Annotated in this window: 14 protein-coding genes; all 14 read left to right on the top strand. The window is 39.0% G+C overall.

Annotation, left to right across the window (positions count from 1 at the left end; genetic code table 11):
- The first annotated feature begins 43 nt into the window (after positions 1-43).
- The 14 genes from alaS to BM086_RS01235 all read left to right on the top strand — a co-directional run bounded on the left by alaS (position 44) and on the right by BM086_RS01235 (position 16153).
- Positions 44-2698: an alanine--tRNA ligase gene (alaS, locus tag BM086_RS01300; protein WP_092322237.1), complete on the top strand. Its 2655-nt coding sequence runs from the start codon at positions 44-46 to the stop codon at positions 2696-2698.
- Between the two features lie 242 nt (positions 2699-2940).
- A complete protein-coding gene (rpsU, locus tag BM086_RS01295; RefSeq protein WP_013280615.1) occupies positions 2941-3117 on the top strand; it encodes a 30S ribosomal protein S21 in 177 nt (58 codons plus the stop codon).
- A gap of 200 nt (positions 3118-3317) precedes the next feature.
- Positions 3318-4172 carry a metallophosphoesterase gene (locus BM086_RS01290; RefSeq protein WP_175560050.1) on the top strand — a complete coding sequence of 285 codons (855 nt, stop codon included), beginning with the start codon at positions 3318-3320 and terminating at the stop codon, positions 4170-4172.
- 34 nt (positions 4173-4206) lie between these two features.
- The gene (locus tag BM086_RS01285; protein WP_092322231.1) at positions 4207-4956 is read left to right on the top strand and encodes a segregation and condensation protein A; all 750 of its coding nucleotides are present in this window, start codon (positions 4207-4209) and stop codon (positions 4954-4956) included.
- A gap of 1 nt (position 4957) precedes the next feature.
- The gene (scpB, locus tag BM086_RS01280) at positions 4958-5527 is read left to right on the top strand and encodes an SMC-Scp complex subunit ScpB (protein ID WP_092322228.1); all 570 of its coding nucleotides are present in this window, start codon (positions 4958-4960) and stop codon (positions 5525-5527) included.
- A gap of 209 nt (positions 5528-5736) precedes the next feature.
- Positions 5737-7164: an acyl-CoA carboxylase subunit beta gene (locus tag BM086_RS01275; RefSeq protein WP_092322225.1), complete on the top strand. Its 1428-nt coding sequence runs from the start codon at positions 5737-5739 to the stop codon at positions 7162-7164.
- A 17-nt stretch (positions 7165-7181) separates the two neighbouring features.
- On the top strand, positions 7182-8009 hold the full coding sequence (locus BM086_RS01270; protein WP_175560049.1) for an OadG family transporter subunit: 828 nt from the start codon (positions 7182-7184) through the stop codon (positions 8007-8009).
- Between the two features lie 48 nt (positions 8010-8057).
- Entirely contained in the window at positions 8058-8417 is a 360-nt protein-coding gene (locus BM086_RS01265) for a biotin/lipoyl-containing protein (RefSeq protein ID WP_092322218.1), read from the top strand.
- Positions 8418-8471: 54 nt separating this feature from the next.
- Entirely contained in the window at positions 8472-9614 is a 1143-nt protein-coding gene (locus tag BM086_RS01260; protein ID WP_092322215.1) for a sodium ion-translocating decarboxylase subunit beta, read from the top strand.
- 64 nt (positions 9615-9678) lie between these two features.
- Entirely contained in the window at positions 9679-11091 is a 1413-nt protein-coding gene (locus BM086_RS01255) for an oxaloacetate decarboxylase subunit alpha (RefSeq protein ID WP_092322213.1), read from the top strand.
- Positions 11092-11190: 99 nt separating this feature from the next.
- Positions 11191-13371, top strand: a complete 2181-nt coding sequence (gene glgX, locus BM086_RS01250; protein WP_092322211.1) for a glycogen debranching protein GlgX — start codon at positions 11191-11193, stop codon at positions 13369-13371.
- Complete coding sequence (locus BM086_RS01245; protein ID WP_092322209.1) at positions 13358-13960, top strand: hypothetical protein; 603 nt, start codon at positions 13358-13360, stop codon at positions 13958-13960. Before glgX ends, BM086_RS01245 begins: the two co-directional genes overlap by 14 nt.
- A gap of 14 nt (positions 13961-13974) precedes the next feature.
- Entirely contained in the window at positions 13975-14649 is a 675-nt protein-coding gene (locus BM086_RS01240) for a response regulator transcription factor (protein WP_092322207.1), read from the top strand.
- Positions 14642-16153: a sensor histidine kinase gene (locus BM086_RS01235; protein ID WP_092322205.1), complete on the top strand. Its 1512-nt coding sequence runs from the start codon at positions 14642-14644 to the stop codon at positions 16151-16153. Before BM086_RS01240 ends, BM086_RS01235 begins: the two co-directional genes overlap by 8 nt.
- The last annotated feature ends 13 nt before the right edge of the window (positions 16154-16166 follow it).

The raw sequence follows: 16166 nt of genomic DNA, 5'->3' as shown, positions 1-16166 counted from the left end.
TGGTGATTTGATATAGCGAATTTGTATTTTAAGGAGAAATAAAATGAAACAATTTACAGCTAGTGAGCTGCGTAAAGCCTGGAAGCAGTTCTATATAGATCGTGGTCATGTGGATTGCGGAGCTGTTTCACTTGTATCTGATGGATCAACAGGTGTTATGTTCAATGTTGCAGGTATGCAGCCACTTATGCCTTATCTTTTAGGGAAAAAGCATCCTATGGGAACAAGACTTTGCAATGTTCAGGGATGTGTTCGTACAAATGATATTGATTCTGTTGGCGATAAGAGCCATGGCACATTCTTTGAGATGATGGGAAGCTGGTCTCTTGGAGATTACTTCAAGAAAGAACGTTGTCAGTGGAGTTTTGAACTTTTGACACAGCTTTTTGGATTTGATGCTGACCATCTTGCAGCAACAGTTTTCGAGGGAGATGAAAATGCGCCTAGAGATGAAGAAGGTGCAAAATGCCGTATCGAATCAGGATTTAAGCCTGAAAACATCTATTATCTTCCTGCAGAAGATAACTGGTGGGGACTTGAATATGGTCCATGTGGACCTGACAGTGAGATGTTCTATGTGAAGGATGTTCCTCCATGCGGACCTGACTGTAAGCCTGGATGTCACTGTGGCAAGTATACTGAAATTGGTAATGATGTATTTATGCAGTATGAGAAGCACCATGATGGACATCTTACTCCACTTACTCAGAAAAATGTTGATACAGGTTGGGGATTAGAGCGTATTCTTGCTTTCTTAAATGGCGTTGATGATGTATATAAGATTGATCTTCATGCACCTGTAATTGCGTATATTGAGAAAGAAAGCGGCATCAAATATGAGTCTGACGAGAAGACAACAAGATCAATGAGAATTCTTGCTGATCATACGCGTACAGCTGTAATGCTTATTGGCGATGAAGCTAAGCTTCTTCCTTCTAATACTGGAGCAGGTTATATTCTCAGAAGACTTATCAGAAGAGCTGTAAGACACGCAAGAACACTTGGGCTTAACAAACAGCAGATTCTTGGAGTGGCTCAGATATACATCGATGAGTACAAAGAGAGCTATGAACACCTTAACAAGAACCAGAAATTCGTTCTTACTGAGCTTGAGAGAGAAATCACTCGTTTCGAGTCTACTCTTGAGAATGGTATGAAGGAGTTCAAGAAAATCCTTGATGCTACTTCAGCTGCAGGTAAGAAGGAAATTGAAGGGAAAGATGCATTCTTCCTTTATGATACTTTTGGATTCCCTGTAGAGCTTACAGCAGAGCTTGCAGAGGAAGAGGGACTTACAGTTGATGAGGAAGGCTTCAAGGCTTCTATGGAAGAGCAGAAGCAGAAGGCAAGAGAAAACCAGAATTTCTCAGCTAACCTCACTACAGGCGCAGGCGTATTTGATAGCCTTGAGGAGGCTGTAACAGTAGAGTTCCTGGGATATGATGCACTGGGCTGTGATGGAAAGATAGTTGCAATGTCAGGCGCTGAGGCACTTGTAGATGAACTTACTGAAGGCCAGCAGGGAACGATTATTACAGATAAGACAACTTTCTATGGTACAATGGGTGGCCAGGTAGGCGATATAGGTGTTATCCTTGGCCAGAACGGTGCAAAGTTTGAAGTTGTAGAGACTGTTAAGGTAGCAGGTGGCAGAACTGCTCACGTTGGTAAGGTTGTAAGTGGTAGCTTCAAGATTTCTGACAGCGTATCTCTTAATGTAGATGCAGATAACAGAGCTAAAACATGTCGTAACCACTCAGCAACTCACCTTCTTCAGAAGGCTCTTCAGCAGGTACTTGGTGATGGAGTAGAGCAGGCTGGTTCTTATCAGGATCCTGATAAGACAAGATTTGACTTTAGCTACCATCAGGCTATGACAGCTGATGAGATTCAGAAGGTAGAAGAAATTGTTAATGCCAAGATTTTGGAGGCACTTCCTGTTGTAACTAAGGAAATGTCAATCGAAGAGGCAAAGAAGACCGGAGCGATGGCTCTTTTTGGTGAGAAGTATGGTGAGACAGTAAGAGTTGTCAATATGGGAGATTTCTCTATTGAACTTTGCGGTGGTACACATGTTTCAAATACAAGCCACATTGGTCTTTTCAAGATTCTTTCTGAGTCAGGCGTAGCTGCAGGAGTTCGTCGTATTGAGGCTCTCACAGGTGACAACGCAAGAGCTTACTATGAGAATGCTATGGCTAACCTTGGTGAGGCTGCTAAGACAGCTAAGACAACACCTGCTGATCTTGTAGCTCAGATCAAGAAACTGCAAGAGGAACTCAGGACACTCAGAAGTGAGAATGAATCTTTAAAGAGCAAAGAAGCACAGGCAGCTCTCGGAGATGTTACTGATCAGGTTAAGGAAGTTAAGGGAGTTAAGCTTCTTGCAACATCAGTTAAGAATGTTGATATGAATGGACTTCGTGATCTTGGAGATCAATTGAAGACAAAACTTGGTGAAGGTGTTGTAGTACTTATTTCCGAAAACGAAGGTAAAGTTAACCTTGTAACTATGGCTACTGATGGAGCTATGGCTAAGGGTGCTCATGCAGGAAATCTTGTAAAAGCAATTGCGCCTAAGGTTGGCGGTGGCGGCGGTGGTCGTCCAAACATGGCTCAGGCTGGTGGTAAGAATCCTGCTGGAATTCAGGATGCTATCGCAGAAGCAGAGAAGGTTTTAGAGAGTCAGTTAGCATAATAATACATAAGTTATAGCAATTTGTTTTGACTGCACAAGTTTGTTATTGGTGTAAACTGCATACGAGTGAGTAGTAACAATTATTGCAAAAAGATTATACAAATTCCAAAAATATACTTGACGAAGTGTAGGATTATGTTATAATTATTGATGTTATGTGAGCTAATAGGCTTAGTATAAGCATAATAAATAACCCAATCAGTCATGTACTTGAAGGGACTGAAGGGAGGGTAAGAGTAGAGATGTCAACAGTAGTAGTAAAAGAAAACGAGACTTTGGATAGCGCACTGCGTCGTTTTAAGAGAAGTTGCGCAAAGGCTGGTATCCAGCAGGAGATTCGTAAGAGAGAGCACTACGAGAAGCCTAGCGTAAGACGCAAGAAGAAGTCTGAGGCAGCAAGAAAGCGCAAATATAACTAAATCAAATTTTTATGAAAGTCCTTGGTATATCCAGGGACTTTTTCATTATCTGCATAAAATGTGGGTACATTAATTTATAACACTATGCTAAAATTGTTCTTGTTGTATTTTTAAAATGACAGGTTCAAAAAGATCATAATTTTTATCGTACGTGAGTAATAAAAATTATGTAAAAGAGAAATAATATGGTGATTTATTTTTTGATATTTTTTATTATATTTGTTGCGGCTTGCGCACTAATCATTTATCATGACGTACACTGTTTTGTTGTTCGAAGCTATGACATAGAAACTGATAAGATTGTTGGAGATTATTCATTTGCTTTTTTATCAGATCTCCATGGATATAGTTTTGGAAAAGATAACAGTAAACTACTTGATGAGATATATAAGATTTCTCCGGATGCGGTTTTATGCGCAGGCGACATGCTTACCGGACATAAGATTGGGGGAGAAATACAATATCAGACCGGACTTAAGCTATTGTCAGCTTTGGCGACAAGATACCCGGTTTATATGTCAAATGGAAATCATGAGCATAAGATTAAAGATTATAAACGGTGTTTTGGCGATGTTTATGATGTGTACAAGCAGAAGCTGATTGATTCCGGAATTATTTTTCTTGAAAATGATAGCTTTAGCATAGATTCAAAGAATATCAGAATTACAGGACTGGATCTTGAACTTGACTATTTTCAAAAAGTAATAAAAAAGGAAATGAATTATGAGCATGTAAAAGAACTTGTTGGTGATAGCAGCCCTGATGAGTTTCAGATACTTATAGCGCATAATCCTCAATACTTCGATAACTATGCAAAATGGGGAGCTAATCTTACTGTTTCAGGTCATGTTCATGGAGGAATTGTCAGAATTCCTTTCCTTGGAGGAGTTATTTCTCCTTCTATTGCTCTTTTTCCAAAATATGATGGCGGCAAATTTGAGATTGATGGCAAATATATGGTCCTTAGCAGAGGGCTTGGAACCCACAGCATTCATGTAAGGATGTTTAATCCCTGTGAACTTGATATTATAAGAATTCACGGAAAAGAGAATTAAGAAGAATTATTTTTGTTTTTTATGAGGAAGTAAAATGAGTCTTGAAGTAAAGCTTCAGGTGTTTGAGGGGCCTCTGGATCTTCTTTTACACCTGATAGATAAGAATCAGATTGATATATATGATATTCCGATTGCAACTATTACAGAACAATATATGGCGTATATCAATGCTATGCAGAGAGATGATATGGAAGTTACAAGTGAATTTCTTGTAATGGCTGCAACTTTGATTGATATTAAATGCAAAATGCTTTTGCCAAAGGAAGTTAATGAAGAAGGCGAAGAGGAAGATCCAAGAGCGGAACTTGTTGAAAAGCTCCTTGAATATAAAATGTATAAATATATGGCCTATGAGCTTAAAGACAGGCAGATGGATGCTAATCTTCAGTGGTTCAGAAGCAGGAATATTCCCAAGGAAGTAAGAGAATATGAGGCACCTGTTGATCTGACGGGGCTTATTGGAGGTGCGACGTTATCCAAGCTTAATGAGATTTTTCAAGATCTTTTGAAAAGACAGGAAGATAAGGTTGACCCTATCAGAAGTAAGTTTGGCAATATTGAAAAAGAAGAAGTTGATATGGATGCCAAGACTTTGTATATAAGAGAGTATATACGAGAACATTCACATTTTAGTTTCAGACAGCTTCTTGAAAAACAACACAATAAAACAGAGATAATAGTTACTTTTTTGGTGGTTCTTGAGGAAATGAAGCTTGGTGAAATTGAAATAAGCCAGGAGAGTACTTTTGGCGATATTATGATCACATCCAGAAAGGCAAGTTGATATGACGAAGGAAGAGGGAGCAGCTATTGTAGAGGCTATTCTTTTTACAATGGGTGATTCTATAGAAATAAGTACATTAGCCAAGGCGATTGATACTGATGCTAAGGAAGTAAAAAAATATATTAGTTATTTAAAAGAAAAATATGAAAAGCAGGACAGCGGAATAGGTATTTTGGAATTGGAGAAATCGGTTCAGCTTTGCACCAAAAAGGAAATGTATGAGTATCTTATCAAGATTGCAAAAGCACCTAAAAAAGCGGTTTTGACTGATTCTTTAATGGAAACTCTTTCAATAATTGCTTATAAGCAGCCGATAACAAGGCTTGAAGTGGAGAAAATTCGTGGTGTCAATTCAGACCATGCAGTCAACAGGCTTGTAGAATTTGGGCTTGTCCAGGAACTTGGAAGACTTGATGCTCCGGGACGCCCACTATTATTTGGCACAACAGAGGAATTTCTCAGGAGCTTTGGGGTGCGTTCACTTGATGAACTTCCAACAATAGGAACAATGCAGGTTGAAGAATTTAAGGCTGAAGCAGAAAATGAAATTAATGTAAAGATGGATATTTGAGTATTTTTGCGCTATTGAATGTAAATATTTATCGTTCATACAAAAATATATAAACAATTCATAAAGTATAGGGGAAATGCTGAATTTTTTATGCATTTTCCCTTTTTTTTGCCTTGGTTTATGGTATACTATATTCTGACTTATGTTGCGGAAATAGCGAGGCTATGGAGCAATTCTTTTTACATATTATAAAACTCGGAGGTAAAGAAATGAGTAGTTCTTCACAAGCGAGACAAAGAATTAATGCTTTGCTCGATGAAAACAGTTTCGTTGAAATTGGTGCTCTTGTGACAGCCAGAAACACAGATTTCAATCTGAAACAGGAAGAAACACCATCAGACGGTGTTGTTACTGGCTATGGTGTTATCGACGGTAATCTGGTTTATGTTTACAGCCAGGATGCGTCAGTACTTGGCGGATCAATTGGAGAAATGCATGCCAGAAAGATCGTTCGCCTGTATGAACTGGCAATTAAGACGGGATCACCTGTAATCGGTATTATCGATTCAACAGGATTACGTCTTCAGGAAGGTGCAGATGCACTTAACGCATTCGGCGAAATCTATCTCAAACAGGTGGAGGCTTCCGGAGTTGTTCCTCAGATCACAGCAGTTTTTGGTGCTTGTGGCGGTGGATTAGCTCTTATTCCATCCATAACAGATTTCACATTTATGGAGTCTGAGAAGGCTAAACTGTTTGTAAATTCACCAAATGCGCTCGAAGGAAATTACAAGGAGAAGTGTGATACATCCTGTGCAAAATGGCAGAGTAGTGAAACAGTTAATGTGGATGTAGTTGCAGATGAAGCAACAATCTATTCTCAGATCAGAGAACTTGTTTCATTGCTTCCTTCTAATAACGAGGATGGAGATTCATACAAGGAATGCTCAGATGATCTTAACAGAGCATGTGAGAACCTTGATGGTGCAACAGGTGATCCTTCTGTTATTGCAAGACAGATTTCTGATAATGGCATTTTCTTCGAAACCAAGAAAGATTATGCAAAAGAAATGGTAACAGGATTTATCAGATTAAATGGCGCAACAGTCGGATTTGTTGGAAACCGTACACAGGTATTCGACGAAGATGGCAAGGTTGCAGAGAAATTTGATGATAAGCTTACAGCTCATGCATGTGAGAAAGCAGCTTCTCTCATTAACTTCTGCGATGCATTTGATCTTCCTGTTCTTACACTTACAAATGCCACAGGCTTTGGCGCTAGCAAGTGTGATGAGAGACATGTTGCAAAGGCTGCCGGAAGACTTGTATTTGCTCTTGCAAATGCTACTGTTCCTAAGGTTAACCTTATTACAGGCAAGGCTTTTGGAAGTGCATATGTTGTTATGAATTCAAAGGCAATCGGCGCTGATGTTACTATAAGCTGGCCAGATGCTCAGATCGGTACTATGGATGCTAAGCTTGCAGCCAAAATTCTTTGCGATGGCAAGGATGCTGATGTTAATCAGACAGCAAATGAGTACGCAGCTCTTCAGAATAATGTTAAGAGTGCAGCTGGAAGAGGTTATGTCGATGAAATTATTGAGCCGGCAGATACCAGAAAGTATGTAATTGGCGCATTCGAGATGCTTTTTACAAAAAGGGATGAGCGTCCTGCAAAGAAACACGGCACAGTTTGATGAAGGGAGCACTCAAAATGAAACGAAAAATGTTGGTTTTGGGCGTTATGCTTAGCTGCCTTCTCGGACTTACTGCATGCGGTGAACAGACAACTGTCAACACTGTTGAAGGAAGCAGGTATTCGTCTGATATATTTACATACGATAGCCTGAGGGGTTATGCGGAAGCTTTGGAAGATAATAATTTTGAAGCATGGTATCTTGATGGTATCACTCCGGATAACTTTGAACAGAACTTGTATTTTGATATTGCCATGAGCACTTCTGACGAGAGATATGATGTGCTTAAGAGCGGATATACAAGCTGGTATAAGGCTGTAAAAGATCTTGGCTATAACACAGAAGTGACTTTGGCAGATGATATCAGTGTCAAGGATATTTCATATGAGGTTAATAAAGAAGGTGTGCTTGTAGTTGATGCAGTTTTGCAGGGAACAAAGCATACAGCTGATATGATGATCTATCTCTCCAATAGAGGAGAACCTACTGATATCGGTGTTACAGTAGCTAAGACAACAGGTGAGAAACTTGAGAATGCCGGTCTTAATACACTTTTAGGAATGGGAATGGCATTTTCAATTCTTGTAATCATTTCGCTTATTATTTCTTTATTCCCAATACTTATTGGTGGTAATAAGAAAAAGAAAGAGAGTGATAAGGAAATCACTCAGAAGGCAATGGAGAACACAATCAATCAGATTGCCACACAAGAAGATCTTTCCAGCGATGCAGAACTTGTAGCTGTAATTGCAGCTGCTATTGCAGCATATGAAGGAAGCGGCAGTACTGACGGATTCCGTGTAAGATCTATAAGAAAAGTAAATAATAATTGGAAAAAACACTAAATATGAGATCGAGCACGGAGATAACCTTGCTCATCGAAAGGAGATATGATGAAGAACTATACAATAACCGTTAACGGAAACGTATATGATGTAACTGTAGAAGAGGGCGCTGGATCAGGAGTTGCTCCTGTTGCTGCAGCTCCTGCACCTAAGGCACCTGCTGCACCTGCAAAGAAGGCAAGTGCTGGTGCCGGCTCAATCAAGGTTGAGGCTGGTGCTGCCGGAAAGGTTCTTAAGATCAATGCAAGTGTTGGTCAGGCTGTTAAGAAGGGCGACACAGTTGTAACTATTGAATCTATGAAGATGGAGATCCCTATGGTAGCTCCTTCAGACGGAACTGTTGCAAGTATCGATGTTGCTGCAGGTGATGCTGTTGAGGCTGGAACATGCCTTGCTACTCTTAACTAATTTTGTGTCAGAGAATAGTTGGTTTTTACTTTAAAACAGAAATGAGGATAAAAAATGGATTACATTGTTAATACATTATCTAATCTCTGGCATCAGACGGCATTTACCACGATGTCACCGGGTAACTATGTTATGATCGGTGTTGCATTGGTGTTCTTGTATCTGGCTATTGCCAAGGGATTTGAGCCTTTGCTTTTAGTACCAATTTCATTTGGTATGCTTCTTGTAAATATTTATCCGGATATTATGGCAGAACCTACAGGAAGTGCTGCCGGAGGACTTTTGCATTATTTCTATATTTTGGATGAATGGGCAATTCTTCCGTCACTTATTTTCCTTGGTGTTGGAGCTATGACAGACTTTGGTCCGCTTATTGCGAATCCTATAAGTTTCCTTATGGGTGCCGGAGCTCAGTTTGGTATCTTTGCAGCTTACTTTATGGCTATTGCTTTTGGATTTAATGATCAGCAGGCTGCTGCTGTATCCATCATTGGTGGTGCAGATGGCCCTACATCAATTTTCCTTGCATCCAAGCTGCATCAGACATCTATCTTAGGACCTATTGCTGTTGCTGCATATTCATATATGGCTTTGGTTCCTATGATTCAGCCTCCTATTATGAAGGCTCTTACTACAGACAGAGAGAGAAAAATCAGAATGCAGCAGCTTAGAGAAGTTTCTAAGCTTGAAAAGATTCTTTTCCCTGTAATCGTTACTATCGTAGTAAGTATGATTCTTCCTACTACAGCACCACTTATTGGTATGCTTATGCTTGGTAACCTGTTCAGAGAATCTGGCGTTGTTCGTCAGCTGCAGGAGACAGCTTCAAATGCTCTTATGTATATCGTAGTTATCCTTCTTGGAACATCAGTAGGAGCTACAACAAGTGCAGAAGCTTTCCTTAATAAGACAACTATTATCATTGTTGTTCTCGGACTTATTGCATTTGCGTTTGGTACTGCTGCAGGATGTCTTCTTGGTAAGCTGTTGTGCCTGATAACAGGTGGTAAGATCAATCCTCTTATCGGCTCAGCTGGTGTATCTGCTGTTCCTATGGCTGCACGTGTATCACAGAAGGTTGGTGCTGAATATGATCCATCAAACTTCCTGTTAATGCATGCTATGGGACCTAATGTTGCCGGAGTTATTGGTACAGCCGTTGTTGCTGGTACATTTATGGCAGTATTTGGTGTATAAGATTTTTATACATTAAAAATTTAAATTTGATCGTATTATCTAACTATAGAAAGGAAATATAGATATGGCAGATTTACAGAAAAAGCCGGTTCGTATCAATGAGACTGTACTCCGTGATGCGCACCAGTCACTTATAGCTACAAGAATGCCTACTGAAGTTATGTTGCCTATTATCGATACAATGGATAAGGTTGGCTATAATGCAGTAGAATGCTGGGGTGGCGCAACATTTGATGCATGCATGAGATTCCTTAAGGAAGATCCATGGGAGAGACTTAGAAAACTTAGAGCAGGATTTAAGAATACTAAGCTCCAGATGCTTCTTCGTGGACAGAATATTCTTGGATATAAGCATTATCCTGATGACGTAGTTGAGTACTTTGTTCAGAAGTCTATCGCTAATGGTATTGACATCATCAGAATTTTCGACTGCTTGAACGACCTTAGAAACCTTGAGGCTTCTGTTAAGGCTTGTAAAAAAGAGGGTGGTCATGCACAGATAGCTCTTGCTTATACTCTTGGTGATGCATATACAGAAGAGTATTGGATGAACATTGCTAAAGATATCGAGTCAATGGGTGCAGATTCAATCTGTATCAAGGATATGGCAGGACTTCTTCTTCCTTATGAGGCAGAGAAGCTCGTTAAGGCTCTTAAGAGCGCTACAAGCCTTCCTATTGACCTTCATACACACTATACTTCAGGTGTTGCCAGCATGACATACCTTAAGGCAGCTGAGGCAGGAGTTGATATCATCGACTGCGCAATTTCTCCATTCGCACTTGGAACATCTCAGCCTGCTACAGAAGTTATGGTTGAAGCATTTAAGGGACAGCCTTTCGAGACTGGACTTGATCAGAAGCTTCTTGCTCAGATTGCAGATCACTTCAGACCATATAGAGAAGAATGCCTTAAGAGCGGACTTATGGATGCTAAGGTTCTTGGTGTTAATATCAAGACTCTTATGTATCAGGTTCCAGGCGGTATGCTTTCAAATATGGTTAGCCAGCTTAAAGAGCAGAATGCAAGCGACAAGTACAACACAGTGCTTGAAGAGATTCCACAGGTTAGAAAAGACTTTGGTGAGCCACCTCTTGTTACACCTTCATCACAGATTGTTGGTACACAGGCTGTTATGAACGTTCTTATGGGTGAAAGATACAAAGTTGCAACTGACCAGACTAAGGACCTTCTTGCCGGTGAATATGGTAAGACAATTAAGCCTTTCAATCCGGAAGTTCAGAAGAAGATTATCGGCGACAGAGAAGTTATTACTTGCAGACCTGCTGATAAACTTGAGCCAGGACTTCCTAAGTTTGAGAAGGAAGTTGCCCAGTGGAAACAGCAGGATGAAGATACACTTTCATACGCATTATTCCCACAGGTTGCTACGGATTTCTTCAAATATCGTATGGCACAGCAGACATCAGTTGATATGTCAGCAGCTGATTCTAAGAATGGTGCATATCCTGTATAAACGAAATAACAATAATTTTTACAAAAAGAACAAGGCAGATAATGCCTTGTTCTTTGTTTTTTCACAGAATTTTTATCAATATTATGGTAAAATTATTGTATGAACGAATATAGAAGACATAGACAAAACAGAAAACCAGTTGAGGTAGGAGAGAGGCAGGTAAGGGAACTTAGAAAAAGTGACCTTAACAGGCAGCTTTTGGCTCTGGATGTAATTGACGGATTCAGGGTAAGGCCCGGATTCTATGGAATCAATGGGGCTACTATGCTTACCGACGGTGTAAACTTTACTGTTTATTCCAATGGAGCAACATCCATAACACTTCTTCTTTATCATAGAGGTGAATCCAAGCCATTCGGACAGATTCCGTTTCCTGAGACATATAAGATTGGTAAAGTTTACTCTATGATAGTATTTGGTCTGGATATCGAAGACCTTGAGTACTGCTATAGTGTTGATGGACCATGGGAACCGGAAAAAGGGCTTCTTTTCGATAAAAATCATGTCCTTCTTGATCCATATGCAAAGGCTGTGACCGGACAGAGAATTTGGGGACAAAGACCTAACAAGGACGGTCAGTACAGAGCAAGGGTTGTGAGGGATAATTTTGAGTGGAATGATACAACCAGCCTTGGAACGCCAATGAGCGATTCAGTTATATATGAAATGCATGTAAGAGGGTTCACAATGGATGAATCTTCTAATGTAACATGCAGGGGAACTTTTGAAGGAATAAAGGAAAAAGCAGATTATCTGAAAAGACTTGGAATTAGTGCAGTTGAACTTATGCCTATTTTTGAGTTTGATGAAACAAGAGATAAGCGTGAAGTAAACGGAAAAGTGCTTCTTGATTATTGGGGATATAATACAATAAGCTTTTTTGCGCCAAATACAAGTTATGCTTCACAGACAGAATACAATAAAGAGGGCGTTGAGCTCAAACATATGATAAAAACACTTAAGGATAACGGTATAGAAGTTATTCTTGATGTAGTTTTCAATCATACTGCAGAAGGAAATGAACATGGTCCTTTTATCTCTTTTAAAGGATTTGACAACAATATTTATTATCTTTTAACACCGCATGGACAGTATTATAACTTTAGTGGGTGCGGAAATACAATGAACTGTAATCACCCTATGGTTCAGGAACTTATCGTTGAGTGTCTGAGATATTGGGTTGAAGAATATCGAGTTGATGGTTTTAGATTTGATCTTGCAAGCATCCTTGGCAGAGATCAGGATGGTGCGCCAATGGAAAAGCCCCCTCTTATACAGAGGCTTGCTTATGATCCGATTCTTGGAAACGTTAAGCTTATTGCTGAGGCATGGGACGCCGGCGGAGTATATCAGGTTGGTAATTTCCCTGCCTGGAAGAGATGGGCTGAGTGGAATGGCAAATATCGTGATGACTTAAGGTCTTATCTTAAAGGCGACATCTGGGCTGCGCCTGAAGCAATTAAGAGAATTACAGGTTCAATGGATATGTATGGCGGCTCCTATATGGGATATGATTCATCTGTCAATTTCATCACATGCCATGATGGTTTTACCTTATATGATCTTTATTCCTATAATGGCAAGCACAATGAAGACAATGGCTGGAATAACACAGATGGAGCAAATGATAACAGAAGCTGGAACTGTGGCGCAGAAGGTGAGACTGATAATCCTGAAATAAAAGATCTTCGATTCAGGATGATGAGAAATGCCATTACTGTCCTTATGTGCAGCAGAGGCACGCCTATGATATATGCCGGTGATGAGTTTGGAAATACTCAGTTCGGTAATAATAATGCTTATTGCCAGGATAATGAGATTTCCTGGCTGAATTGGAATCTGCTAACGAAGAATAAGGCATTTTTTGAGTTTTACAGACATATGATCCAGTTTAGAAGAAAACATCCGGCTATTAGAAAGGATTTAAGCCCGGCAGTTTGCGGCCTTCCGTATATTTCAGTTCACACTGAAAATCCAGATAATGGAAATATTACAAATGATTCGAAGGTTATTTGCGTTCGTTATGCCGGCTACGAGAAAAAGAAAGGGCATGATGACATTGTTTATATGGCCATAAATGCATTTTGGGAGGATGTTCAGATTATGCTTCCGAATCCTCCAAATGGCGCTTATTGGTCTTTGTGCGTTGATACAGGTGATGACGAGGGTAAATATTTCCTTAACAGACCAAAGCCACTTACCTGGAGAAATAAAACGTTAAAAGCAAGAAGTGTAAGTGTATTCATAGCATCTTTTGGAGCTGAATATGGCAACCGATAATATAGAAGAAGTTGATAAATTAATAGTTGATGGAATTCAATTTACTTCTGAAACAGATGCTCAAAAAGCGGTTCTTGATGCATCTAAAGTGAAGCTGCTGAAGTCCAGAATTAATATCAATAAGGTTGGCGATGTGAAGGCGGTTTATGAGAAGGCTATTGAGAACAAGATTTTCAAAACGCCCGTAGGCTGGATGTTTTTGATGGATTTACGAAATAGACTTCTATCTGCCGGAATGAGCGAAGATGATGTATTGCCTTTGCCAATGGAAGTGTCTTTTACCAGACATTCTGCACTTGAAAATTTAAATGTTAAACAAAGAATTAAGCCGGAAAAGAATAATGCTCAGTTTAAAATCATTTTCCCGATTGTGTTGAATGTATTCCTGATACTCCTTGTTGTTTTGATGTTTGTTATTAATCTAAATAGCGAAAGTGATAATATTTTAAATTATAAAAGTAATGTCACAAACAGATATGCTTCTTGGGAACAGGACTTAAAAGAAAGAGAAAAGAAAGTCAGAGAGGCAGAAAAAAGACTTGGCATACAGGATACTTCAAGTTATTATGATGATACAAGCGATAACTAGGAGGAAAAGACATAATGGAGGATTTAAAAATATTAGTTGTTGATGATGAGAGCAGAATGCGTAAACTCGTCAAGGACTTTTTGGTTAAGGATGGATATATAGTTATTGAGGCTGAAGACGGTCAACAGGCACTTGATATTTTTTATAAGGATAAAGATATTTCTCTTATTATTCTGGATGTCATGATGCCCAAGAAGGATGGATGGGAAGTCTGCAGAGAGATTCGTGAAAACTCAAAGATGCCTATCATCATGCTTACAGCAAAGGCTGAAGAAAGAGATGAGCTGTTAGGCTTTGAGCTTGGAGTTGATGAATATATATCAAAACCGTTCAGCCCTAAGATTTTAGCGGCAAGAGTATCTGCAATATTAAGAAGAACAAATCAGTCTGCAAGCAATCATTTAATGGAAATTGATGGCATTGTTATTAATAAGATTGCCCATAGCGTTCTTGTTGACGGAAAAGAAATCGATCTTAGTTTTAAAGAATTTGAACTTTTATCATTCTTTTTTGAAAATAAGGGTATTGCATTATCAAGAGAAAAAATACTAAACAGTGTTTGGAATTATGATTACTTTGGTGATGCAAGAACTATAGATACACATGTTAAGAAGCTTCGTGGAAAGCTTGGTAAAAAAGGTGATCTGATTAAGACAATTTGGGGAGTGGGATATAAGTTCGATGCCTGATGGAAATAAGTTTGATAAAACTCATTCCATAAGATTTGAGATAAGTATGGCATTTATGCTTACCATGGTCGGTACCTTTGGCCTTTGTCTGATCATAAATCTTTTATTTATGGAAAATTTCTATGTCCAGAATAAAAGAGAAGCGATATTGGAAGCTTATAAAAGTATTGATACTGCAATAAGTTCAGGAGATATTGCGTCCATCGAATTTGATCTTGAGCTTAGGCGTATTTGCGAGCGATATGATATTGAAATGATAGTTTTGGATGGGGATTCCAGAACCGTAAAGGCTTCTACAAGTAATGCGGAATTACTTGCAAAAATCTTGTGGGAAAATATGATAAATCCGTCTTCCGGTGATTTTGTCATTGAGAACAGAACAGTCTTGGACGTTGGAGAGAATTACACTCTCCAGATGGATGAAGACAGATCAACCGGCAGGCAATATCTTGAAATGTGGGGAATTGTTGGAAATGGCAATCTGGTTCTTGTAAGGTCAACGCTGGAGAGTATTAAGGATAATGTTACGATTTCCAATACATTTATGACCTATGTTGGGATTATAGCTATCGTTGCCGGATCAATTGTTATCTTGTATATTTCCAAGAGGGTAACTGATCCTATAAAACGACTTTACTATATCTCTGATGATATGAAGAAGCTAAATTTCGAGGCGAAATATGAAGCACAGGGCACTTACCATAATGAAATTGATGCCCTCGGAGAAAATATGAATGAGCTTTCTGAAACATTGGAGACAACAATTAAAGAATTGAAAAATGCAAACATTGCTCTTAAGCATGATGTTGATAAAAAAGAGCAGATTGATGAGATGCGAAAAGAGTTTTTGTCCAATGTATCTCATGAACTAAAGACTCCTATAGCACTTATACAAGGGTACGCTGAAGGACTTAAAGAGGGTGTAAATGATGACGAGGAGAGCAAGAATTTTTATTGTGAAGTCATCATGGATGAAGCCAATAAGATGAATATCATGGTAAAAAAGCTTCTTACACTCAATCAGCTTGAATTTGGTAATGACAGTGCAAATATGGACAGATTTGACATAGTTGAGATGATATCAAACTATATTAAATCTGCCGAGCTTCTTGCAAAACAGAAAGATGTCACTATAAAGTTTGATGAATATGATCCTATCTTTGTATGGGGTGATGAATTTAAGATTGAAGAAGTGCTCCAGAATTATTACAGCAATGCGTTAAATCATATTGATGGAGAAAAGATTGTCGAGATCAAGCTTGTTAAGAAAATCAATAAAGTGAGAGTTTCTGTTTTTAACACGGGTAAACCTATTCCTGCTGACAGTATTGGTCATATTTGGGAAAAATTCTATAAGGTTGATAAGGCAAGAACCCGTGAATATGGCGGAAGCGGTGTTGGGCTGTCTATTGTAAAAGCGATAATGGAAAGTATGCATCAGGATTATGGTGTGATTAACTATGATAATGGTGTTGAGTTTTATTTTGAACTGGAAACTAAATAAAACCTTGCGAGGG

It is taken from the genome of Butyrivibrio sp. YAB3001, assembly GCF_900112195.1.
Lineage (GTDB): Bacteria > Bacillota > Clostridia > Lachnospirales > Lachnospiraceae > Butyrivibrio.
This window is presented reverse-complemented; position numbering and strand designations above follow the sequence as displayed.

Coding starts and splice junctions, on each gene's coding strand:
- alaS (WP_092322237.1), top strand. CDS start 44: ATGAAACAATTTACAGCTAGTGAGCTGCGTAAAGCCTGGAAGCAGTTC.
- rpsU (WP_013280615.1), top strand. CDS start 2,941: ATGTCAACAGTAGTAGTAAAAGAAAACGAGACTTTGGATAGCGCACTG.
- BM086_RS01285 (WP_092322231.1), top strand. CDS start 4,207: ATGAGTCTTGAAGTAAAGCTTCAGGTGTTTGAGGGGCCTCTGGATCTT.
- scpB (WP_092322228.1), top strand. CDS start 4,958: ATGACGAAGGAAGAGGGAGCAGCTATTGTAGAGGCTATTCTTTTTACA.
- BM086_RS01275 (WP_092322225.1), top strand. CDS start 5,737: ATGAGTAGTTCTTCACAAGCGAGACAAAGAATTAATGCTTTGCTCGAT.
- BM086_RS01270 (WP_175560049.1), top strand. CDS start 7,182: ATGAAACGAAAAATGTTGGTTTTGGGCGTTATGCTTAGCTGCCTTCTC.
- BM086_RS01265 (WP_092322218.1), top strand. CDS start 8,058: ATGAAGAACTATACAATAACCGTTAACGGAAACGTATATGATGTAACT.
- BM086_RS01260 (WP_092322215.1), top strand. CDS start 8,472: ATGGATTACATTGTTAATACATTATCTAATCTCTGGCATCAGACGGCA.
- BM086_RS01255 (WP_092322213.1), top strand. CDS start 9,679: ATGGCAGATTTACAGAAAAAGCCGGTTCGTATCAATGAGACTGTACTC.
- glgX (WP_092322211.1), top strand. CDS start 11,191: ATGAACGAATATAGAAGACATAGACAAAACAGAAAACCAGTTGAGGTA.
- BM086_RS01245 (WP_092322209.1), top strand. CDS start 13,358: ATGGCAACCGATAATATAGAAGAAGTTGATAAATTAATAGTTGATGGA.
- BM086_RS01240 (WP_092322207.1), top strand. CDS start 13,975: ATGGAGGATTTAAAAATATTAGTTGTTGATGATGAGAGCAGAATGCGT.
- BM086_RS01235 (WP_092322205.1), top strand. CDS start 14,642: ATGCCTGATGGAAATAAGTTTGATAAAACTCATTCCATAAGATTTGAG.